Raw genomic sequence first — 23,114 nt, 5'->3', positions numbered from 1 at the left:
ATTTTGAGAAGGAAAAATCAAGTCTGACAAATAGCAGCAAATTTTAGCAGAAAGTACAGACAAACTATCACCAAACTGTTAAAATCTAGTAATAGTATAGATATAAAGGGGGTTAGAGAATTGTCAAAGTTATATCGCACCGTCTTTTTGCTGTTGTCTGCACTACTTATCATTTCATACCATCCTGTAAGCATTCACGGAATGAGCAGTAATGAGATTGAAGTAATTATTGGTTATGAAAATGAACGTGGTAAAGCGTTGATTATTGAAAAAAGCAGTGAAGTAGACTATCAGTTTAGTAATTTATCAGCAATAGCTGTAACTATAGATCAAAACAATTTGCCTGAATTGGAACAAAACGACAATGTTGCGTACATAGAAAATAATGTTTCCGTTACATTATCAAATCATACTCAATATATAGAGGAAATCTCTGAATCAAGGGAATTAACAGAAACGGAAGAATGGAATGTCCAATTAATCGGCAGTACATTTGCTTGGGAGGATGGCTTTACTGGAAGTGGGGTTAATATAGCAATCATAGATACGGGTATTTCTTCACACTCAGATCTAGCAATTTCCGGTGGGACTTCAGTAGTTGATTATACGAAAGAATGGGCGGACGATAACGGCCATGGGACACATGTGGCAGGTATCCTGGGGGCCCAGCTTAATGGATTTGGAGTAGTTGGGGTAGCACCAGAAGCAAATCTTTTCGCTGTAAAGGCGCTGGACAATAATGGTGATGGTACACTTGGAAATCTTGTTGAAGCAATCGAATGGTCAATCGATAATGAAATGGATATTATCAATCTTTCATTAGGTACAGACTATAATAGCAAAACTCTAAAGGAAATAATGGATAAAGCGTACGAGTCCGGTATATTAATAGTTGGTGCAAGTGGAAATGAAGGAGTGGCTGAATCTGTTATTTATCCAGCCAAATATGAAAGTGTTATTGGGGTTTCTGCTGTAGATGCCCGGCTGCAAATCACCCCATTTTCTTCGACGGGTCAAGAGGTAGAGTTCTCTGCACCTGGTGTAAATATCATTAGTACCTACTTGGATGAATCGTATGGAATTTCCAGTGGTACCTCTCAAGCTTCTCCTCATGTGGCTGGAATGTTAGCTTTATTAAAGCAAAAATACCCCGACATGTCTGCTGCGGAGCTTAGGTATGAACTAATTAACTATACACAGGATTTAGGTGAGCCAGGAAGAGATCCTTTATATGGTCACGGTTATATTAATTATAAAACAGATTTTATACCGCCTGGCGAAGTATCAGATATCCAGGTGGAAACTGCTGTGGATTCAATTTCAATTAGATGGACAAACCCTGAAGACGAGGATCTCCAAAAGGTGAATTTATATCTGGATGACGGTTATTTGATAACTATCGATAGTACAGAAACGTCCACATACACGTATACTGGATTGGATGCTGACACAGCGTATACTTTTTCAATTCATACGGAAGATCGTTATGGAAATCAATCTGAAGGTACGGTACAAACAGTGAAAACAGAAAAGGCTGAATCAGCTTCTGTTGATCAAGATATCGTTATCTCAGAAAAGAAGACGGAACAAGATAAAGAAATAAAGGATGAGAATCCTGTAGCAGAAAAAGAGAAAATAGCTGAATCGGAAAAAGAACCTAATAAACAGGTAAAAGAAAAACCAGAGAGGACACCATCTCAAGAACAATCGGATGAAAACGATTCTGAAAAAGATACGGAAAAAGAAATGCAGGTGTCATTCCCGAGCAAAGTAAATGAGGATCAAGTAAAAGAAGTAAAGGAATCAGAGCCAAAGAATAAAATAACACCCAAACAACCAATAGAAGAATCTTCACTTAGCTCTTCTAATGAAAGGTATACAAAGGAAGATGAAGAAATACCTGGTAATGAAACCTATGAATCTGTTGGGACGGGTGAAGCCAATGAATCTTCAGAAAAAAAGAATGGCAATGAGTCCAACAATACATCAGAAGATGAGGATAAAACAGATGATGACAAGAATCTCATCATGAAGTTCTTTGCTTTTATAGGTAAGGTGTTTGTGAGTGTAGTTGATTGGATTGCCGGTTTGTTTTAATAGAAGGTGCCTCGTTCACATTATAGTGAATGAGGCACTTTTTTCCGGAAAGCCTTGTTAGTCAGATTTAATATATGGATACACCATTCAAAAAGCAGAGGGGCATGTAGCAATGTACTTGAACCAGACTCTCATTCTACCTGTACTTTTTAGGATATAACTTCATATTAAAGCAATATAAAATTATCACTTATAGAAGACTACATAACTATCAAATGAAGTATACATAGTCATCAGATGACCTTTAGACCCGATACTATTCATATAAGCGTTTTTTAAAAAACCAGGTAATTTAAACAAAAGAGAATGAGTGGAAATTTTGGCCTATCTGGAAAAGAGAGGACTATATTTTTTAGATGATTAGCCTTATGAATTTAAGAACGGATCCAGGCAACAGTTGGCCAGGATCCGTTTCTATATACTAATCTTCTATTCCATAAACACCTTTTACTGCTTCAAATAATATATTTACTCCATTCATCAATGCAGCGTCATTGAAAGTCATGTCTGGGTGATGCAGACCAGGTGTTAAATCACAACCGAGACCTAACATGGTTGCTTTCAGCTCGGGCTTTTTAATGGTATAAAAGTGAAAGTCATCTCCACCTGGTGTTACAAGTGGTGCATCCACATTTTCTTTTCCAAGTGTGCTTGCAATAGCTTTTTCCATAAGCAGGGTTGCTTCCGGATTTGTTTTTGCCGCTGGGATATTTTCCGTATCTATTATGGCTAATTCAACTTCGTATAAGTTTTTCATGGCTTCAAAAATATCTTTCACCTTGGTAACCAATTCCGTCATCATTTCATTGTTCTGCGCCCGCATATCTATAGAGAATGTAGCGCTTCCCGGGATAATGTTTGAGCTTTTCCCCCCAGCCTGAATGTTCGTCATCTTAACGGAATGCGGCACACGTGGATCAAGATGGATTTTACTTAATGCATCTACAATTTGAGCTGCTACCTCGATGGCATTCGTATTTAAATGAGGGCGCGCTCCATGAGCATCCTGTCCTTTGATTTCAACACGATACATTTGAGTAGCACCATGTACAATGACCGGTGTTGCCCGACCCATCACTGTTTCCTGATTTGGGCGCAGATGTGCTCCAAATAGATAATCTACATTATCAATAACATTTTTTTCGATCATCTTCAATGCCCCTGCACCCACTTCCTCTGCGGGCTGAAAAATCAGTTTCAATGCTATTTTTTCTTTGAGTTCAGGATGTTCTTTTAATTTCCGTAATAAGCCAAGTACCATGGACATATGGGCATCATGACCACAGGAATGATTAGGCTGAAACTTACCATTCACTTCCTGCCAAAGTGCGTCCATATCTGCACGAACGGCTACAACGGGAAGGTCGGCTTCAAAATTTCCATATTCTCCGATGACTCCGGTACAATCGTCAAAGGTTGTAACACTGCATCCGTTCTCCTGTAGTATGGTTTCAATATACTTTGTTGTTTCTGTCTCTTCCCAGCTGATTTCAGCATGATTATGCAAGTAATGAAATGTGTCTTTCACCTGTTGTTCTAGCTTTTCCATTTATCTTCGCCATCCTCTATAAAATATTTAAAGGTGGAATGTATTACTCCACGCTCTTCTACTCGTTGAATAATTTCAAATAAAATTGAATTGATAAATGATAACGTCACAGGTCCTTTACTGAGGAGGTTGTTTGGAGAAATAGTAATTGGAATTATTATATCAGCAACCTCGGTGACAGGAGCGACACGGGAGTCAGTAATTGTTAACACCTTTATACCTTTCTCCTTTGCTTCTTCAGCAAGCCTGATGGTGTCCAGTGCGTACCGATAGAAGGAAAACACGACAATGCATGATTTTTCGGGTAGTAAATCCAGTAATCCAGCATCTGTTTCTGGCCGATACAATGACGAATTCCTCAGTATGTAGTTTAAATTAAAACTAAACCAATGTGCGAATGTAAAGGAATGATAGTATCCAGCTATTACTACTTTTTCGCTGTTGATAATAGTTTCTACAAATTCGTTTAACTGATCAACATCCAATTTATCTATATTATTTTTTAAGTTGCTGATATCCTTCTGCATACTCAGTGCATATCGATTCGTGGCTTCTATCTGATCTGCTGCTACCTCAAAAGACTCATTGTTCAACTCCAACAAATACGTTCTTACTTCTTTTTGCAGGGTACTGTATCCTGTATAACCGATCGAATGGCAGAGTCGTATAACCATTGTCTCACTGACACCTATTATTTCGCCAACCTTTTTGGCAGGATGGGTGGCAAATATCATTGGGTCGGAGAGTAGGGAGTTCGCTACCTTCTTTAACCCCTTTGTCAATGTTGGAAAATAATATTCCGTTTTATTTATATAATTTGGGGTCACTTTTCTCACCCTTTTAAAGTATTTACAATATTTTATCTTGCAATAAATTATATCCTTTATTATAATCGAATGCAAGTTGTAAATTTTTTGATAACTTTAGGTCTCCCTGGAGATATAGAACAGAGTGACACCGTTTTAGTTCAGAAAAAAATATCAGATACATAGTTTGGTCCAATTTAAAAAAGGAGCTGTTAGAGCGATGAAAGTTAATGAGGTTATTTTATATAAAATGCAAATGAAAATGAAAAATCCTTTTACAACAAGTTTTGGTACGGAACAAGATCGTGAATTTATATTAGTTGAAGCAAAAAGTGAGGATGGGCTTTCAGGCTGGGGAGAGGGCTGTGCGACGGAACGCCCCCTGTACAGTGAAGAGTTTACCCAACAAAGCTGGTTCATGCTTGAAAATTTCCTTATCCCCATGGTTATCAATAAGGAAATCGGGCATCCAGATGAAATACAGGAAGGTTTCAATGTATATAAACGAAATAATATGGCTAAATCAGCATTAGAAGGAGCTATCTGGGATCTGTACGCAAAAACAGAAGGCAAATCGCTATCCAAAGTATTGGGTGGTAGTAAATCGACGGTTGAGGTAGGAATCAGTTTAGGGATAGAAGATAATATAGGTGATTTGTTGGCAGCCATTCAGAAAAAGACAGAAGAGGGCTATAAACGAATTAAGATAAAAATCAAGCCCGGTAAAGATTTGAAAGTCCTGCGCGAGGTACGAAAACATTATCCGGATATCCCCTTAATGGTTGATGCGAACTCTGCGTATACACTGGATGATATGGAAACATTAAAGGCGATGGATGCGTTCGACCTCATGATGATCGAGCAGCCGCTGACTGCTGGAGATTTAATCGATCATGCGAAATTGCAAAAACAAATTAAAACACCTGTATGTCTAGACGAAAGTATTCATTCTTATGAAGATGCGCGCCAGGCGATTGAATTGGGTAGTGGCAAGATAATTAATATGAAGGTTGGACGTGTTGGAGGATTGACACAAGCGAAAAAAATACATGATCTTTGTAAAGAAGCCGGAATTCCATTATGGTGTGGCGGCATGCTGGAATCAGGAGTTGGCCGTGCGCATAATATTGCCATTGCATCCCTGGCAAATTTCCTGCTTCCAGGTGACACCGCATCCTCATCCAGGTACTGGGAAAAAGATATCATCAAGCCCGAAGTAGTAGCAGAAAATGGCATAATAACCCTAAACGACAACGCCGGTATAGGTTATGAAGTTGATAGAGAAGAAGTCGAGAAAAACACGGTGGAAAAAAAGGTATTCTAGGTGCCTGTCACTTCCCGGTTTTTGTCGAATAGTATATTAGATTTAAGGTGGATGTTAGAGCCAATTTGCTACGTATCGTTTGAGGTTGGTTCTAACAGTTTTTTCAACAGTTCCTGTTACTTCCAGTTTATCGCAGTTTAAGGAAATATGTTAGCTCGATATATTGGAATGTGGAGTCAATTAAAATGGCCGATGGACAATTTCAATCATAATAATGTAAAATCATTGGGGAAAACAAGAAAAAATTCTGCTTCAGTAGAAAATTACCGTAAATAACTTGATTTTCCGAAAAGAATATGTAGAATAGGTAGCAGTACAAAATCTACTAGATTATCGACAATAAAAAACAATTCTCAAACTATTTTTCGCTCGTTGTTCTACGAAATAGAAAAATAGACTACCCTCTCCCTTTCTGTTATTCAGGAGACCCACTGTCTCTTTCAACTATGTTTGAAAATGAATAACAATATTGACTATCAAATTGCTTATGCAAAACCAAAACAAATTAATTTTAGAATACCTTTTTTTAGTATGCATTTTTTTAAGTATTTAATTATATACTAGTTTGTTAAAACATTCACAAACAAAAATAGTAATGGTCGATAATCGTAGTATGATTTATTTACTATGTTTTTTGTAGTGGTGTTTATCCCTTCTTATAAATAAGTAAGATTTAGGGGAAACTCAGGGATAGTAGCTTTTATTTTTTAGGAGGTCAAAATATGCAATTATTACCACGTGAAATCGATAAGCTGTTAATTGTAGTTGCTGCAGATGTTGCAAGAAGACGTAGAGAACGAGGGCTTAAACTAAATCATCCTGAGGCAATGGCACTTATTACATATGAAGTAATAGAAGGTGCAAGAGATGGAAAAACAGTTGCAGAATTAATGCAGTATGGTGCGCAGATACTTTCCCGTAACGATGTCATGGATGGTATTCCGGAAATGATAGAAGATATTCAAGTAGAGGCTACATTTCCAGATGGTACGAAGTTGGTTACAGTACACAATCCTATCCGATAATGTTTAGATAAAAAGCGCAATAAAATATGGAAGGAGATTGATTGCCAATGTTTCCGGGCGAATTTATTTTAAAAGACGAAGAAATTAAGTGCAATGAAAACGCAGTTAATACAGATGTATTGGTTACTAATACTGGCGATAGACCCATACAAATTGGTTCGCATTTTCACTTTTATGAAGTAAACGAAGCATTGAATTTTAAGAGAAAAGAAGCGTATGGCAAACGGTTAAATATTCCAGCTGGTGCGGCTGTTCGATTTGAGCCAGGCGATAAAAAGAAAGTTCAACTGATTGATTATGCTGGTGAACGCAAAGTTTATGGATTTAGTAATAAAGTAGATGGACCATTAGAAGGCAGGGATGCAAAATGAGTTTTAAAATGTCGAGAGAGCAATATGCGCAAATGTATGGACCGACAACTGGTGATTCTGTTCGCTTAGCAGATACAAATTTGTTTATACAAATTGAAAAAGACTTTACGACATATGGTGAAGAGGTCGTATTTGGTGGTGGGAAGGTCATCCGTGATGGCATGGGGCAACATCCATTAATAGCACGTGAAGATGATGAACGCGTTCCAGATACGGTTATAACCAATGTCATTATTCTTGATTATACTGGAATTTATAAAGCAGATCTTGCTATCCGTGAGGGTAATATTTCCGGGATTGGTAAAAGTGGAAACCCGCTAGTTCAGGATAATGTAGATATTATTATTGGTGCTTCTACTGAAATTATTTCCGGAGAAGGTAAGATCATCACTGCGGGTGGCATCGATGCACATGTACATTTTATTAATCCTGCTCAAGTAGATGTTGCACTTACTGGTGGATTGACAACGTTAATCGGAGGCGGTACTGGTCCTGCTGCAGGGTCAAGGGCGACAACTGCGACACCTGGGAAATGGCATATTCATAACATGCTTAGGGCATTAGAAGGGCTTCCAATTAACGTAGGTCTAACAGGAAAAGGCCATGCAGCCGCTGAGGCCCCTTTAGCTGAACAAATTCTTGCGGGTGCTATTGGCTTGAAGATCCATGAGGACTGGGGGGCAACCCCTTCTGCAATAGATCATGCGCTAAGCGTTGCTGATAAATATGATGTCCAAATCGCGCTTCACGCTGATACATTAAATGAAGGTGGCTTTTTTGAAGATACAATGAAGGCAATAAAAGATCGTGTTATTCATATGTACCATACAGAAGGTGCCGGTGGGGGACATGCGCCAGATTTAATTAAATCTGCAGGTATGATGAATGTTTTACCGGCCTCAACCAACCCAACATTACCATACACAATAAACACAGTTGATGAACATCTTGATATGGTAATGGTTGCTCATAATTTAAATCCTTCGGTACCAGAAGATATCGCATTTGCTGATTCACGGATTCGTAGTGAGTCGATTGCAGCAGAGGATGTTTTACAGGATATGGGCGTATTTAGTATGACAAGTTCAGATGCACAAGCAATGGGGCGCATCGGAGAAGTTGTACTAAGAACTTGGCAGACAGCGGACAAAATGAAAAAACAATTAGGGACGATGGAAGGGGATAGTAAGCACGCGGATAACAATCGTGCGAAACGTTACGTTGCTAAATACACGATTAACCCTGCCATTACACATGGGATAGCCGAATATGTCGGTTCTATTGAAGTTGGCAAGATGGCTGACCTTGTTCTTTGGGATCCAAAATTCTTTGGTGCAAAACCAGAAATGATTCTTAAGAATGGTTTAGTTGTGCAAAGTTTAATGGGAGATGCAAATGCATCAATTCCCACACCACAGCCGATGATATATCGACCGATGTTTGCAACACTTGGAAAAGCTTTGTTTGAAAGCTCGATTACGTTTGTCTCGCAAGCTGCTTACGATGATAATATTAAGGAAAAGCTTGGACTGCAAAAAAAGGTTCTACCTGTCCGTAATATACGTAATCTAACGAAAAAAGAGATGAAGTTAAATACAGCAACACCTGATATAGAGGTAGATCCACAAACATACGAAGTGAAAATAGATGGAGAAGTAATAACATGTGAGCCTGTTGATATTGTTCCTATGGGACAGCGTTATTTCTTATTTTGAGGTGAATAAAATGATTATAGAAAAAATAGTAACGAATGTAAAAGAATTAGAACCTAGTGAATTAGAAAAACGACATAAAGAAAAAGTTTATCTTGAAAGTGCCCATTTAATGAAACGTATTCAACGTGTAGAAACAGACCATGGCCGTGAGCTTGGTATTCGTTTAAATGAGCACCGTGATCTTGAGGCTGGAGATGTACTCTTTATGGATGATGAAACTATGATTATTATCGATGTACTGTCTGATGATTTAATTATTATTAGCCCACGCAGTATGCACGAGATGGGGACAATCGCCCATCAGCTCGGTAACCGTCATCTTCCTGCACAGTTTGAAGCAGATGATATGCTTGTGCAGTATGATTATCTAGTTGAGGAGTTACTGCAAGAGATAGGTATTCCATTTAAACGGGAGAACCGCAAAGTAAGACAAGCCTTTCGTCATATAGGGCATAGTCATGACTAATAATGCATTGTCGTTATTTCAACTTTGTGATTCAAACTTTCCAACAGGAGCCTTTAGTCATTCGTTTGGGCTTGAAACCTATATTCAAAACGATACAGTTCATGATCAGAAAACATTTTCACAGTGGCTAAAGGTTTATTTACATGAACAGCTTGCATATTCTGACGGTTTGGCAGCTAGACTTGTATACGATGCGCTCGATAAAGATGAACTAGAAAAGATATGGGAATTGGACCGGATATTAACAGTACAAAATCTTGCGCAGGAATCCCGTGAGGGTACACAGCGTATGGGTGATCGTCTGTTGAATATTGCTGAGTCCATATATGAAATACCGATGTTGTCTATATACCGTAAACGGTTAACCAATAAACAATCATTTGGTCATCCTGCAATTGTGTTTACAATGGTAGGACATCATTTGCAAGTACAGAAAGAGACAACTATTTTATATTATTTATATTCTACGATAGCAAGTCTTGTTCAAAATGCTGTCCGCGCGATACCTTTAGGTCAAACTGCCGGACAAAAAGTTATTTATGCATTTCAAAATGAGTTAAAACAAGCAACAGATAAAATTATGCATTTAGACGAAGCGGAATTTGGTGTCGTCTCACCAGGTCTGGAGCTCTCACAAATGCAACATGAACGCGTTAATATACGTATTTTTAGTTCGTAATGAATTTTAAACAAGGACTGTTTGAACAATCTATAAAAGGAAGTGTTAAGAATGGGACCGATTAAAATAGGTGTAGGTGGACCTGTAGGCGCGGGTAAAACAATGTTGGTTGAAAAAATTACCCGTGCGTTAGATGGAGAAATAAGTATGGCAGTAATCACGAATGATATTTATACAAAAGAAGATGCTAAATTTCTAGTAGAAAATGGCATATTAGCTGAGGATAGAATTGTTGGAGTGGAGACAGGTGGTTGTCCGCATACTGCAATACGTGAAGATGCATCAATGAACTTTTCTGCTATTGATGAACTGAAAGAGAAGCATCCAGACGTTGAATTAATTTTTGTGGAAAGTGGCGGAGATAATTTAGCAGCGACATTCAGCCCGGAACTTGTTGATTTCTCCATCTATATTATTGATGTTGCACAAGGTGAAAAAATTCCGCGTAAGGGTGGGCAAGGAATGATTAAATCTGATTTATTTATTATTAATAAAACAGATTTAGCACCATATGTTGGTGCAAGCCTTGAGGTGATGGAAGCAGATACAAAAATATTTCGTGGCAATAAACCCTTTGTTTTTACAAACTTAAAGGATAACTCTGGCCTTGATGAAGTCCTTGATTGGATTAAAAAGCATGCATTGTTAACGGGATTAGGGCAAGATGTCTAATTGGACAGGGATTCTTGAGCTTGACGTAGAAAATCGTCAAGGAAGAACAGTAGCTAAGAATGTATATTTTCAGGGGGCATTTAAAGTTATGCGTCCCGTATACCATAACAATTACAGCTACCCATGTTATTACATTTTAAACCCTGGTGGGGGATATTTGGATGGCGACACCTATCGAATGAAAGTATCGCTGAGCGAAAAAGCCCAGCTTACCCTTACAACACAATCGTCAACCAAAGTCTACAAAACACCAAAAACACATGCATACCAAGAAACTGAATTCTATTTAAAAAAGGACAGTTATTTAGAGTATTTACCAGATGCACTTATTGCTTACAAGGGTGCAAAGTATTATCAAAAAAATGTGGTGCACATGGAAAAGGGTGCAACATTTCTTTATTCTGATATAGTGACACCTGGATGGTCCCCTGAGGGTAAACAATTTAGTTACGATATGCTCCATTTAAAGAACGAGATTTATATGGACAATGAATTGATTGCTTTCGACCACATTAAACTTAACCCGGGGAAACAGTGTATAAATGGGTTAGGCTTTATGGAAGGCTATACCCATTTAGGGTCGTTTATCGTTGTTGGTGAAAAAACCGATAAAGATTTACTAGATCGATTGTATAAAACAATTGATGCGGAATCAGGTGATTTTAAAGCGGGAATATCAATGCTTGCCGTTCCCGGGTTTACTGTTCGGATAATGGCTGATTCTACACAAGTCATTGAACGAATAATTACTGCCTGCCACCATGTAATAAGTGATGAATGGTATCAAACAAAACCAAGTTTTCTAAGGAAATATTAAAGCTGGTGTCCGACAATTACTGCTAGATTATTGTCGGGCATTCTATTTGAGTTGGCATTATATATAAAAGTTGAAAATAGAATTATTCATTTTAAAGGAGTATGAACGTTGAAGGAAATGAGTTTAATCATTATGTTAATCGCAGTTGGTATGTTAAGTGCTTGTTCAAACGATAGTGATAACGAATCTATAGTGACAAAAGACGGTACGAACAAGGATGAGTTAGTATTAGCAGTTGGCGGAGAAACAGAAGCTGGCTTTGATCCGACGACAGGATGGGGAAGATATGGCTCATCATTATTTCAAAGTACATTATTAACGTATGATAAGGATTTTAAAATCAAAAATGACCTAGCTGAAAACTATGAAATTAGTATAGATGGATTGGAATATATACTAGAGATTCGTGATGATGTTAAGTTTTCGGATGGAGAACCCCTAACAGCTGAAGATGTTGTTTTTACATTTGAAATAGCAAAAGAAAGTGGCTCCATTATTGATTTAAGTAATCTCGATCAAGTAGAAAGTGTGGATGACTATACAGTGAAGTTTAAATTAAAGCAGCCACAATCCACGTTTATTAGCCTATTAGTAACAACAGGTATTGTTCCGAAACACGCTTATGATGATACGTACAATGAAAATCCAATTGGATCTGGGCCGTTTCAATTGGTGCAATGGAATAAAGGTCAACAACTGATTGTAGAAGAAAACCCTTATTACTATATGGATAAGTCTGAATTTAAAAAGCTAACATTCTTATTTCTAGAAGAAGATGCAGCATTTGCAGCAGCTAAAACTGGTGAAGTTGATGTTGTATCTGTTACACCCAGCTTTGCAAAAAATGATATACCAGGCATGGATTTAGTGGAATTAGATACTGTTGATAACAGAGGTATTTTATTTCCTTATGTAAAAGCAGGAGAAAAAACGGATGAGGGTGTACCAATTGGAAATGATGTTACCGCAAATAAAGCGATTCGTAAAGCAATTGACATTGCAATTAATCGTGAAGTTTTGGTAGATGGGGTTTTAGATGGTTTTGGCACACCTGCCTCTTCCGTATCAGATCACTTACCATGGTGGAATCCGGAAACAGAAGTAAAAGATAACGAAATGGAAAAGGCAAAAAAATTGTTAGATGATGATGGATGGAAAGAAAATGACCAGGGTGTCCGAGAAAGGGAAGGCTTAGAAGCTTCCTTTACGTTACTCTACCCTGCAGGAGATGAAATTCGTCAGGCGCTATCAATCGCTTTTGCAGATGAAATAAAAGATCTGGGTATTCAGGTGGAAACGAAAGGTGAAAATTGGAATGGTCTAGAGAAAAAAATGCATTCAAATCCTGTCATGATGGGATGGGGGAGCCATGACCCGCTCGAAATGTATAATATCTACAGTAGTGAGACAAGAGGAGAAGGTTTCTATAATGCTAATTATTATTCCAACCCGGTTGTTGATGAATACATGGAAAAGGCAATGCGTTCAATAACGCAGGAGGAGGCGAATGATTATTGGATGAAAGCCCAGTGGGATGGTGAAACAGGATTTTCATCGAAAGGTGATACACCATGGGTCTGGCTTGTAAATCTGAAGCATCTTTATTTTGTAAATGATATTTTGGAAATTGGGGATCAGAAATTACAGCCCCATGGACATGGTTGGCCTGTTACTGACTTTATTGAGCAATGGCATTGGAGAGAAGAGTAGCCGGTATTAAATTGCACAGCTGCTGATAAATTAGCCTGGCCACTACCGACATATTAGGAAGATGAATAGAAAGAGGGATAAAAATGCGCTATAAAAAAATTGCCTTCTACATTATAGGGAAAGCAGTTAAACTAGCCACTTTACTAATTGCAATCAGCATTCTGTCCTTCACCCTTTTAAGCTATTCACCAATAGATCCGGTACAATCTTATATTGGTGCTGACATGACAAGAGTCAGCTCAGAGCAGCGTGATAATATCGCTGACTATTGGGGATTAAATGAAACAAAAGTTCAGCAATTTATGAACTGGGGAAAGGCTGTTTTACAAGGAGATTTTGGTACATCTTTGTTATATCGAGCCAACGTCTCTGATGTTATTGCAGAACGCTTTCTTGCTTCGTTAGCATTAATGGTTGTTGCATGGATTATTTCCGGTATCTTTGGGTTTTTATTAGGGATTATTGCTGGCATGAAGGAAGGTACGTGGATAGACAGTTTGATAAAAGGGTATTGCTTTACACTCGCATCTACACCTGCATTTTGGTTAGGCTTATTGTTTTTAATGTTTTTCTCTGTCTGGCTTGGCTGGTTTCCGATTGGGCTTGGGTCACCAGCTGGTATAGTAGCTGCTGATGTTTCCTTGTTAGATCGTTTAAAACATCTGTTTCTTCCTGCTTTAACGTTAAGCATTCTAGGTGTTGCAAATATAGCGTTACATACGAGGCAGAAACTAGTAGAAGTACTTAATAGTGAATTTGCCCGCTTTGCAAAAGCCAAAGGGGAGCGCGATATAACATTACTCTGGAGACATGGATTACGGAATATTTCACTTCCTGCAGTTTCTTTGCATTTTGCATCATTTGGAGAGCTATTCGGAGGTACGGTGTTAGCGGAACAAGTCTTCTCTTACCCGGGGCTTGGACAAGCAGTTGTCCAGGCGGGACTCGGTAGTGATGTTCCACTATTATTAGGTATTGTATTGTTTAGTGCGGTATTTGTATTCGTTGGAAATCTGTTGGCTGATTTACTCTATAAAGTAATTGACCCACGGATAAGAAGGGGTGACGAGGCCCTATGAACGATCAATTAATGAATGAAAAGCGAGGAATAAATAAAAGGCGACGATTTACTATAAGGCAGCGGACAATAGCGATGATAATCTTTTCGCTTGCCATTCTTTTGGTGATGATTGTCAGTGGCCTATGCATAGATGCAGAAAAAATAGGTATCAACTTGGATAGTAAAAATAATACACCGTCTTTGGCTCATTGGTTTGGGACAGATTGGTTAGGACGGGATATGCTGTCACGTACGTTGAAGGGTTTAACATTAAGCTTTGGCGTTGGTATGCTTGCTGCGCTATCGAGTGCAATTATCGCATTGATACTAAGTCTGTTTTCATCATGGAGTAAAACAGCAGATTATATTGTTACATGGTTAATAGATCTTTTTCTCAGTGTCCCACATATTGTCACGTTACTATTAATTTCGTTTGCTGTCGGCGGGGGATTTAAAGGGGTAGTTATTGGACTTGCACTAACACATTGGCCAAGTTTAGCCCGTTTACTGAGAGCAGAAGTGCTGCAGCTAAAAAATGCAGAATATGTAAGTGTATCACTTCGTTTAGGAAAAACCCGTTTTTGGATTGCACGGCATCACTTTCTGCCACATCTCATTCCACAGCTTATCGTTGGGTTTATTTTACTTTTCCCACATGCTGTTTTACATGAAGCTGCGATTACTTTTTTAGGTTTTGGATTATCAACAGAAACACCTGCAATCGGAATAATATTATCTGAATCGATGCGTTATTTATCAACAGGACTATGGTGGCTGGCTTTCTTTCCGGGACTCTTATTATTAGTGATGGTCGGTATTTTTGATTTACTTGGACGCAGTATACAAAGGCTTATCGATCCATTCCATGGACAAAGAGGTTAAGGAGGATATAAGGGATGACTACAAAAACAAACAGAAAAGAGTCAGTTCAGGAACCCTTACTGGAAGTGGAGAATTTTTCCTTGCTATTTCGTCATTATGGCAAAGGCTTGCGTGAATCTAATTTAGAAGTCATACGCAAGTTTGATTTGACAATCCATGAAGGAGAGATTGTTGCTGTCGTAGGTGCAAGCGGTTCGGGAAAAAGTTTACTTGCGAATGCGATACTAGGAATTCTTCCAGATCATGCAGTAATGAAGGGCACGTTGAATTACAAGGGTGAGGCACTTTCACACAAAAAACTATTGGCATTGCGGGGAAAGGAAATTTCACTCATCCCGCAATCGGTAAATGCACTTGATCCTCTAATGAAAACGGGAAAACAGGTTCAAACAGTTATTAAGGAAAAAAATAAGCGAGAAATTCAAAACGCTATTTTTCGAAAGGTAGGATTAGCTGAAGAAACTGGGGACCGATACCCTTTTGAATTATCTGGCGGCATGACAAGAAGGGTAATTGCAGCGACTGCAATGGTTAGTGGGGCACAATTGATTATTGCAGATGAACCTACACCGGGTTTAGATCCGGCAGCACTTCATGAAACAATAAACTTTATGAAACAACTAGCGAAAGATGGAAAAGGAATTATGTTTATTACCCATGACATTGAAACAGCTATACAAGTAGCTGATAAAGTTGCTGTTTTCTATGCTGGGCAGACCGTAGAAATTGCGCATGCAAACGACTTTTCCGGTAAAGGAGAAAAATTACGTCATCCCTATACGAAAGCATTATGGAATGCATTACCTCAAAATGAATTTACTCCAATTGATGGTACACAACCATTTGCTTATGAAGCTACAGAAGGCTGTATTTTCCAGCCGCGGTGTCCGATTTCAACAGATATATGCAGACAGAAGCAACCAGCATTCCATTCAGTTGAAGGTGGGGAAGTAAGGTGTTTCCATGCTTGAAGTGAAAGGGATAAGTTATCGTTACCCCAGCAGTCCGTGGCTATTCAGGCATCTCAGCCTTAGAATAATGCCTGGTGAAATTGTGGGTATTTCTGGTTATAGTGGTTCCGGGAAATCAACAATGGCCCAAATCATTGGCGGATATTTAAAACCTGATGAGGGTACAATATTGATTGACGGTCAAGCTATTCCCATTTTTGGATTTCATCCTGTCCAATTAGTCTGGCAACATCCTGAAAGGGCGATCAATCCAAAATGGCGTATGAAACAAATTTTTGAAGAATCAGGTGGTTTTGATCAAAAATTATTGGCAAGTCTAGGTATAAAAAGCGAATGGTTAGAACGCTGGCCAAGGGAATTGTCAGGTGGAGAATTACAGCGTTTTTGTCTTGCACGCGCCCTTGTTGGGGATGTGAAATATTTAGTTGCCGATGAAATGACAACCATGCTGGATGCAATTACACAGGCACAAATGTGGCATGCGGTTAAAAGGTTGGCGAAAGAACGTAATATAGGTGTACTTGCTATTAGTCACGATCAACATTTATTGAAAAGGGTAAGCGATCGGATAATAAACTTCACTGAAATAAATTAGAACATTTTTCTGTTTGACATTAATCGTTGAAAAGCTTAGGATAAGGTTTAATCTTTTGAAATGAACATGTTTATTGCTGAATAAGGAAATACAAAAAGTAATCAATTTTTCAGGGAGGTGTTTCCACTGGTAGACGGATTTGAAGTGGAACCGGTTTTTGAAGATCGTACATATGAGCGTCATCAATTCAAGCTTGTAATAGATGGACGCAATTATAAAGGTGATTATCATGATGGGGAAATTACCTGGTTAAACCCGCATCCGAAACAGGACATTGGAGAGACTGAACTAAAAGCTATTGAAGCTGAGGTATATGAACTATTAGGGGAGCATGGAATAAGGGATGAAACCGATGATATGGAAATAGAACCGATGTTAACCGACCACTCCCGAGAGCTTAATATGTTTAAATTGAAGATTCAAGGTGAAGAGTTCAAAGGAATTTTTCGTAATGGCGAAATAGAATGGTTTCACCCTAAACCGAGACGTAAAATCAAAGCTGAACGTGTAGAAAAGGTTGAAAAAAAAGTGCAGGAAAAAGTTAAAAAACATCTAGAATAGCTTGCAGTGCCTGTCACTTCCCGGTTTTTGTCGAATAGTATAAGTGAAGAATAGAAGCTGTCAGGGGCAATTTGCAAGCTATCATTTGCAAAATGGTTCTGGCAGCTTTTTAATATGTGAGTTTATCAGTTCTCTACCAGGCTAACTATATAAATGGTGTTAAAAAACCTTAATAGAAATAGAGCTTCATTTTTTGAAAACGTCAAACCGGTGGATGATTATTTTCTTCAAAGCTAAGCTAACTCTTCGTCAATTATAATGAAGAGTTAGCATCTGAACATTATTTAGGCCGATTTCGAGGATACTTTTTATCATCCTTCATATCGTTTAGTTCTTCTTTGCTCTTATTCTTTTTCTTTTTACCTTTGCTCATATGAATGCCTCCTTTTGTTTAGCTTGAACCATTTCCGTGTAAAAGATGTGACTAAAGATCAAAATGGTGATGGCTAAGTAGGAAATAAGTCAGTATACTAATTATTTTCTTCAACTTACCAGCTGCAAAACTGACTTTATAGTCTTATCTTTCCCACCAATTATGTTATTATTTTCTTTAGATAGTTAAGTCATATCTAAACTGACCAGAAGTTTTTCATATGGAAAAAATGTATGACATGCATCTATCTGGTATTGATTGCTTCTGAGAGAAATGCAATCGGTATTAAACAGCTTTATTTTTGGATTTGTTAAATTTAATTTAATTCTACATAAGAAGCGAGGAGATCAGGAATGGAACGTGTATATATTGGTAAAACGAAAGATGTGTACAAGCAGGAAGATGGCAATTATTTATTGCAATTTAAGGATGATGTAACAGGTGAAGATGGTGTATTCGATCCTGGTGCAAATACGGTAGGACTTACGATTGATGGTGCTGGAAAAGCGGGACTGAAGCTCACCAAGTTTTTCTTTGAAAAGCTTAAAGATAGAGAAATCCCAACCCATTATATTGATGCAACTATTGAAGAGGCGACTATGACAGTAATACCGGCAAGTATTTTTGGAGAAGGTTTGGAAGTAATCTGCCGTTATCGGGCAGTGGGAAGTTTCCTGCGCCGCTATGGAAAATATGCCGAAGAAGGACAGGTGCTGGATGGTTTCGTTGAAGTAACACTAAAGGATGATGAACGCAAGGATCCGCCGATCAGTGAAGATGCCCTTCGTATGCTTGGTATATTAACAACCGAAGAATACCAGGTGCTGAAAGAACGGACAGTTCAAATAGCTGATGTTGTAAAAGAGGAGTTAGCAGTAAAGGGTATTGAGTTATATGATATTAAACTTGAATTTGGTAAAGATAGTAATAATCAAATTATCCTTATTGATGAAATATCCGGTGGTAATATGCGGGCTTATAAAGACGGCGAATATATCGAACCGCTTAAGCTGCAGAAAATAATGATTTCTTAACTAGATGTGCCTTTCTCCATAGTGAGGAAAGGCACATTTTTTTGTTGTTCTATTTAGCTTTTCAGGTGCGTTTCCTTTTCCCCTGTAGATGATCCGAACTCCTCGGTGCAAAGCCCTTGTTATCCATAATAATACACGAATGTATCTTTCTTCCTGCGATAATCGGCTCAATCCTGCATGAACGTCTTCCATAATCGGGAAAACGTTATCAAATTTCTTTTATATTGGAGTAAATAAGGGTATTTATCAGATATTTTAAAATAATCAGCCTCTATACACATTGGAAGCAGGTATATAGAAGTTTTCCCCTAATTATAGCTTCAAACCGAAGTTCAAAAAGTTTGAATAGTATGAGAAGATGAAATGCAGAAGAGAAGGAGGATAAATAAAAATGAAAAATAAACTATTATTCGCACTTACAGCAATTATTCTTATTGGACTACTTGCAGCTTGTGGAACAGACGAAGCTAGCGGTGATGGGGACGGAGAGACGTATTCTGTAGCTACAGACTCTAACTTCCAACCATTTGAGTATAAAAATCCTGATACTGGTGAAATGGAGGGATTTGACATTGAGCTCATCGAAGCTATCGCGGAAGAGTCCGGCTTTAATGTCGAATTTGAAACGATGGAATTTGATGGATTACTTGCTTCCATGAGAACTTCAAAAAACGATATCGGTATTGCTGGTATCTCTATTACAGAGGAACGTAAAGAATTCATCGATTTTTCGGATAAATACTATGATTCCGGGTTGATTCTGGCAGTACCTGTTGATTCTGATATTGAATCCATAGATGATGTGGATGGATTAAAAGTTGGGGCACGTCAAGGTTCTACTAGTAATGATTACTTAAAAGATAATACAGATGCTGATGTTGAAGCATATCCAGAGATCGTAACTGCCTACATGGACTTGGAAAGAGGGCGTCTGGACGCAGTTTTATATGATCTGCCAAACGTACAGTACTATATCAGTGAAAATGCTTCTGATAAATTAAAAACAGTGGGAGACGTCATGGAAGGTCAACCATATGGAATTGCATTACCTAAAGACTCGGAACTTGTAGGTCCTGTAAATGAAGGATTAGCAGCAATCAAAGAAAATGGAAAATATGCAGAGATTTATGAGAAGTGGTTTGGTACAGCACCACCCGAAACTGAATAAACAGCTGAGCAGAATACAAATGAAGCGTAACAAGTAGTTTCTTGTTACGCTGTTTTATTAAGGAGAGAATACAAATATGATCTATACGATTATGGATACAGCATATATTAAAAGTTTACCTTTCCTATTAGACGGCTTAAAAGTAACATTAAGTATAACGGTTATAGGTCTATTCTTTGGGATGATTATTGGATCTTTAGCAGGTTTGGGAAAGCTTTCTAAAAACAAATTCATCCGAGGGTTCTGGTCGGTATATGTTGAAGTGGTTCGAGGTACACCAATATTGGCACAAGCACTATTTCTTTATTACGGTGTTTCCGAGGATTTAATAGGCTTAAACATAAGTTCTTTTACAGCAGGTGTTATTGCAATAGCTGTTAACGCGGGGGCATATATTGCTGAAATTGTTCGTGGAGCAGTTTATTCCATTGATAAAGGCCAGCATGAAGCTGGACGGTCTATGGGATTAACAGAAAAACAAACCATGCGCTATATTATATGGCCACAGGCATTTAAACGAATGATTCCCCCTCTTGGAAATCAATTTATTATAAGTTTAAAAGATACATCCGTATTTTCTGTTATTGTCGTACACGATGTTGTGTTTATGGCTAAGGAGTACTACAATACAACATTTGAGATATTTGAAACATTAGTTATGGTTTGTTTACTCTACTTATGTATAACTATCCCGACAGCACTGTATTTAAACAGACTAGAAAGGAAGCTGGATGTATAAATGATTACAGTAAAAGGGTTACATAAATCGTTTGGTGATTTAGAAGTATTAAAAGGGATTGATGCTAAGGTTGATGAAAGTGAAGTTGTATGCGTGATTGGGCCATCTGGTTCTGGTAAAAGTACATTTCTCAGATGCCTCAACCTCCTTGAGGATATAACTGCGGGGGAAGTTACGATCGATGGCGACAAGTTAACCGATCCTTCAGTCAATATTAATAAGGTCCGGTCTCAAGTTGGAATGGTTTTTCAGCATTTTAATCTTTTTCCACATAGAACGGTCTTAGAGAATATTACACTCGGTCCAATTAAGGTTAAGGGTCTATCGGTAAGTGAAGCCAAAGATATTGGTCTGAAATTACTCGATAAAGTAGGGTTATCCGAAAAAGCGGATGATTATCCCGATAGCCTTTCAGGTGGACAGAAACAGCGTGTGGCTATTGCAAGGTCTCTTGCTATGAGCCCGAAAGTGATGCTGTTTGATGAACCTACATCTTCTCTTGACCCTGAATTAGTAGGGGATGTTCTCGAAGTAATGAAGGATTTAGCAGAAGAAGGGATGACAATGGTCGTTGTCACACATGAAATGGGCTTTGCAAAAGAAGTGGGAGATCGTGTGTTATTTATGGATGAAGGAATCATAATGGAAGAGGGAGAACCAGCACAGATCTTTGATGACCCCCAAAACCCAAGAACCCAATCCTTTTTGAGTAAGATATTGTAGGTTTGGTGGTGTCACTTCCCGGTTTGTATCACTTTATGTTGAATTAGAAGTTGCTAGGTCGATGGGGTTGATTATTCTCATTGATTCTAGCAGCTTTTTATGTAGATAGTGTGCCACTTTGATCGATAATTTGCGCTGCAGCACATAAATAAAGGTTCCCAAATAAAATCAGCAGGAGCATCACGTGTGCTCCTGCTGATCCAATTAAACCACTGTAGTTTTCTTTAACGATCCGGCTGCCTTCACACGAATTCTAGTAGCATTCCCAGGCAAGTAAGCGAGTGGAACATCTTCCAGATCAACAATTACTAGGTCATCCGGGTCTGCACCTGCTAGGATTGCTTCTTCTTTTGCCATATTTTTTGCTTTTTCAATCGTTTTATCACGGCCCAGTTCATCAAATGAAAATATTTTCTCAATTTGTGCACTAACTTGTGATATAGCTGATCCAATCGCATTTGCTACACCAAAGTTATTCGGGCAGATGACCTCAGAAGCACCTTTTAGCTTATCCGGAAGTAATATACTACCGCCCCCAACTAAGATAACGGGGATAGGATCTGCACTTGTCTTCATTTTATCTAATGCTTCTTCAACCATGCTTACCATTTTTGCATAAACAGATTCCAACAAGTCCTTATCCAAGTGGGCTACTTTTGATGGATCGCCCAGATCTGCTTTTCCTAATGCTACAACAATGTCAGTAGTCGTTAACGTGTCACCACCGAAGATAAGTGCTTTTTCTGTAAGTCGATAGCCAACACTATCTGGACCAACCTGAAATGTTTGATCTTCATTTACATGGATAATCGTTCCACCACCAAGGCCAACAGACATAATATCTGGCATACGGAAGTTTGTACGTACTCCACCAATCTCAACAGCGAGTGATGATTGACGAGGGAAGGAATTTGTTAACACACCAACATCACTCGTTGTTCCGCCAACATCGATAACAAGAGCGTTAGACTTATTTGTTAAATAAGAGGCTCCGCGTAAACTGTTTGTTGGTCCACAGGCGATTGTTAAGATTGGATATCGTACCGTATATTCCACGGACATAAGAGTTCCATCATTCTGTCCGAAAAAGACTTTTGCATCAATGCCTTCTTTTTTAAGCGCATTTACAAATCCATTTGCAGTTGTTCTTGCAACGTTTACGATTGATGCGTTTAAAATAGTTGCATTCTCTCTTTCCAAAAGTCCAACATTTCCAATTTCGCTGGATAAGGAAATAGCTACTTCATCACCAAGAACTTCCTGTAATATTTCAGCTGTGCGCTGTTCATGTCCATCTGTTACGGGTGAGAAGACAGATGTAACGGCAATGGAATCAACTTTACCCTTGACCTCATTCGCAATTCGGTAAATGTCCGTTTCATCAAGTTCAGTGATTTCGCGACCATCAAATTCATGACCACCACGGACAATATACACATGCTTTCCTAAAATGTCTTTAAGATCTTCTGGAACTCCAAGTAAAGGCTTAATAGCTAGTGTAGCAGGCGCTCCAATACGAATAACTGCAATATTGTTAAGGCGTTTTCGCTCGACAATTGCGTTCGTGCAATGTGTGGTTCCGAGCATTGCATAATTAATATTTTCAACAGGAACAGATGAAGTGGTTACTATCTCGTGAAGAGCTTGGTAAATACCACTACTTACATCTTCAGAAGTTGGTACTTTCGTCTCTGCAATAACGTTATATGCTTCGTCTAAAATAACGCCATCTGTATGTGTCCCGCCTACATCAATTCCAATACGGTAGTTTGCCATT

General features: G+C 38.4%; 22 protein-coding genes. 19 read left to right on the top strand and 3 right to left on the bottom strand.

The annotated features are described in order from the left end of the window. The first annotated feature begins 120 nt into the window (after nucleotides 1-120). On the top strand, nucleotides 121-2,097 hold the full coding sequence (locus QGM71_RS06605; RefSeq protein ID WP_327606734.1) for a S8 family serine peptidase: 1,977 nt from the start codon (nucleotides 121-123) through the stop codon (nucleotides 2,095-2,097). A 421-nt stretch (nucleotides 2,098-2,518) separates the two neighbouring features. On the opposite strand, the gene QGM71_RS06600 is transcribed toward QGM71_RS06605, so the two are convergent. After that, entirely contained in the window at nucleotides 2,519-3,646 is a 1,128-nt protein-coding gene (locus tag QGM71_RS06600) for a M20 peptidase aminoacylase family protein (RefSeq protein WP_327606733.1), read from the bottom strand. Next, complete coding sequence (locus QGM71_RS06595) at nucleotides 3,634-4,473, bottom strand: MurR/RpiR family transcriptional regulator (protein WP_327606732.1); 840 nt, start codon at nucleotides 4,471-4,473, stop codon at nucleotides 3,634-3,636. Before QGM71_RS06595 ends, QGM71_RS06600 begins: the two co-directional genes overlap by 13 nt. 199 nt (nucleotides 4,474-4,672) lie before the next feature. Here QGM71_RS06595 and menC point away from each other — a divergent pair, with 199 nt between their 5' ends. The 18 genes from menC (at nucleotide 4,673) to QGM71_RS06505 (ending at nucleotide 21,337) form a co-directional block, all read left to right on the top strand. Continuing rightward, nucleotides 4,673-5,776, top strand: a complete 1,104-nt coding sequence (gene menC, locus QGM71_RS06590; RefSeq protein WP_327606731.1) for an o-succinylbenzoate synthase — start codon at nucleotides 4,673-4,675, stop codon at nucleotides 5,774-5,776. Between the two features lie 722 nt (nucleotides 5,777-6,498). After that, entirely contained in the window at nucleotides 6,499-6,801 is a 303-nt protein-coding gene (locus QGM71_RS06585; protein ID WP_327606730.1) for an urease subunit gamma, read from the top strand. Nucleotides 6,802-6,848: 47 nt separating this feature from the next. Continuing rightward, entirely contained in the window at nucleotides 6,849-7,172 is a 324-nt protein-coding gene (locus QGM71_RS06580; protein WP_327607051.1) for an urease subunit beta, read from the top strand. Then, nucleotides 7,169-8,887 (top strand): urease subunit alpha, encoded by a 1,719-nt coding sequence (gene ureC, locus QGM71_RS06575; RefSeq protein ID WP_327606729.1) that lies wholly within the window; start codon nucleotides 7,169-7,171, stop codon nucleotides 8,885-8,887. Before QGM71_RS06580 ends, ureC begins: the two co-directional genes overlap by 4 nt. A gap of 10 nt (nucleotides 8,888-8,897) precedes the next feature. Further along, nucleotides 8,898-9,353: an urease accessory protein UreE gene (gene ureE, locus QGM71_RS06570; RefSeq protein ID WP_327606728.1), complete on the top strand. Its 456-nt coding sequence runs from the start codon at nucleotides 8,898-8,900 to the stop codon at nucleotides 9,351-9,353. Beyond that, a complete protein-coding gene (locus QGM71_RS06565) occupies nucleotides 9,346-10,032 on the top strand; it encodes an urease accessory protein UreF (protein ID WP_327606727.1) in 687 nt (228 codons plus the stop codon). Before ureE ends, QGM71_RS06565 begins: the two co-directional genes overlap by 8 nt. A gap of 51 nt (nucleotides 10,033-10,083) precedes the next feature. Continuing rightward, entirely contained in the window at nucleotides 10,084-10,704 is a 621-nt protein-coding gene (gene ureG / locus QGM71_RS06560) for an urease accessory protein UreG (RefSeq protein ID WP_327606726.1), read from the top strand. Next, nucleotides 10,697-11,521: an urease accessory protein UreD gene (locus QGM71_RS06555; protein WP_327606725.1), complete on the top strand. Its 825-nt coding sequence runs from the start codon at nucleotides 10,697-10,699 to the stop codon at nucleotides 11,519-11,521. The genes ureG and QGM71_RS06555 overlap by 8 nt, the downstream gene beginning before the upstream one ends. Before the next feature lie 117 nt (nucleotides 11,522-11,638). Then, nucleotides 11,639-13,231, top strand: a complete 1,593-nt coding sequence (locus QGM71_RS06550; RefSeq protein WP_327607050.1) for an ABC transporter substrate-binding protein — start codon at nucleotides 11,639-11,641, stop codon at nucleotides 13,229-13,231. An 83-nt stretch (nucleotides 13,232-13,314) separates the two neighbouring features. Further along, nucleotides 13,315-14,310, top strand: coding sequence for an ABC transporter permease (locus QGM71_RS06545; RefSeq protein ID WP_327606724.1), 996 nt, complete (start codon nucleotides 13,315-13,317; stop codon nucleotides 14,308-14,310). After that, a complete protein-coding gene (locus QGM71_RS06540) occupies nucleotides 14,307-15,173 on the top strand; it encodes an ABC transporter permease (RefSeq protein ID WP_327606723.1) in 867 nt (288 codons plus the stop codon). The genes QGM71_RS06545 and QGM71_RS06540 overlap by 4 nt, the downstream gene beginning before the upstream one ends. Nucleotides 15,174-15,187: 14 nt before the next feature. Further along, nucleotides 15,188-16,144 (top strand): ABC transporter ATP-binding protein, encoded by a 957-nt coding sequence (locus QGM71_RS06535; RefSeq protein ID WP_327606722.1) that lies wholly within the window; start codon nucleotides 15,188-15,190, stop codon nucleotides 16,142-16,144. Next, a complete protein-coding gene (locus QGM71_RS06530; protein ID WP_327606721.1) occupies nucleotides 16,137-16,739 on the top strand; it encodes an ABC transporter ATP-binding protein in 603 nt (200 codons plus the stop codon). Before QGM71_RS06535 ends, QGM71_RS06530 begins: the two co-directional genes overlap by 8 nt. Nucleotides 16,740-16,856: 117 nt before the next feature. Further along, nucleotides 16,857-17,300 (top strand): HicA family toxin-antitoxin system, encoded by a 444-nt coding sequence (locus QGM71_RS06525; protein WP_327606720.1) that lies wholly within the window; start codon nucleotides 16,857-16,859, stop codon nucleotides 17,298-17,300. A gap of 726 nt (nucleotides 17,301-18,026) precedes the next feature. Then, nucleotides 18,027-18,707 carry a phosphoribosylaminoimidazolesuccinocarboxamide synthase gene (locus tag QGM71_RS06520; protein WP_327606719.1) on the top strand — a complete coding sequence of 227 codons (681 nt, stop codon included), beginning with the start codon at nucleotides 18,027-18,029 and terminating at the stop codon, nucleotides 18,705-18,707. 391 nt (nucleotides 18,708-19,098) lie between these two features. Continuing rightward, entirely contained in the window at nucleotides 19,099-19,875 is a 777-nt protein-coding gene (locus tag QGM71_RS06515; RefSeq protein WP_327606718.1) for a transporter substrate-binding domain-containing protein, read from the top strand. Between the two features lie 76 nt (nucleotides 19,876-19,951). Beyond that, nucleotides 19,952-20,614, top strand: a complete 663-nt coding sequence (locus QGM71_RS06510; RefSeq protein WP_327606717.1) for an amino acid ABC transporter permease — start codon at nucleotides 19,952-19,954, stop codon at nucleotides 20,612-20,614. After that, nucleotides 20,615-21,337: an amino acid ABC transporter ATP-binding protein gene (locus QGM71_RS06505; protein ID WP_327606716.1), complete on the top strand. Its 723-nt coding sequence runs from the start codon at nucleotides 20,615-20,617 to the stop codon at nucleotides 21,335-21,337. It abuts the gene before it with no gap. Nucleotides 21,338-21,541: 204 nt separating this feature from the next. On the opposite strand, the gene QGM71_RS06500 is transcribed toward QGM71_RS06505, so the two are convergent. Beyond that, nucleotides 21,542-23,113: a hydantoinase/oxoprolinase family protein gene (locus tag QGM71_RS06500; protein WP_327606715.1), complete on the bottom strand. Its 1,572-nt coding sequence runs from the start codon at nucleotides 23,111-23,113 to the stop codon at nucleotides 21,542-21,544. Between the last annotated feature and the right edge of the window lies 1 nt (nucleotide 23,114).

The organism is Virgibacillus tibetensis, from assembly GCF_036026595.1.
Taxonomy (GTDB): Bacteria; Bacillota; Bacilli; order Bacillales; family Amphibacillaceae; genus Virgibacillus_P; species Virgibacillus_P tibetensis.
The sequence above is the reverse complement of the archived record's forward strand: the minus strand, read 5'-3'. Positions and strand labels throughout refer to the sequence as shown.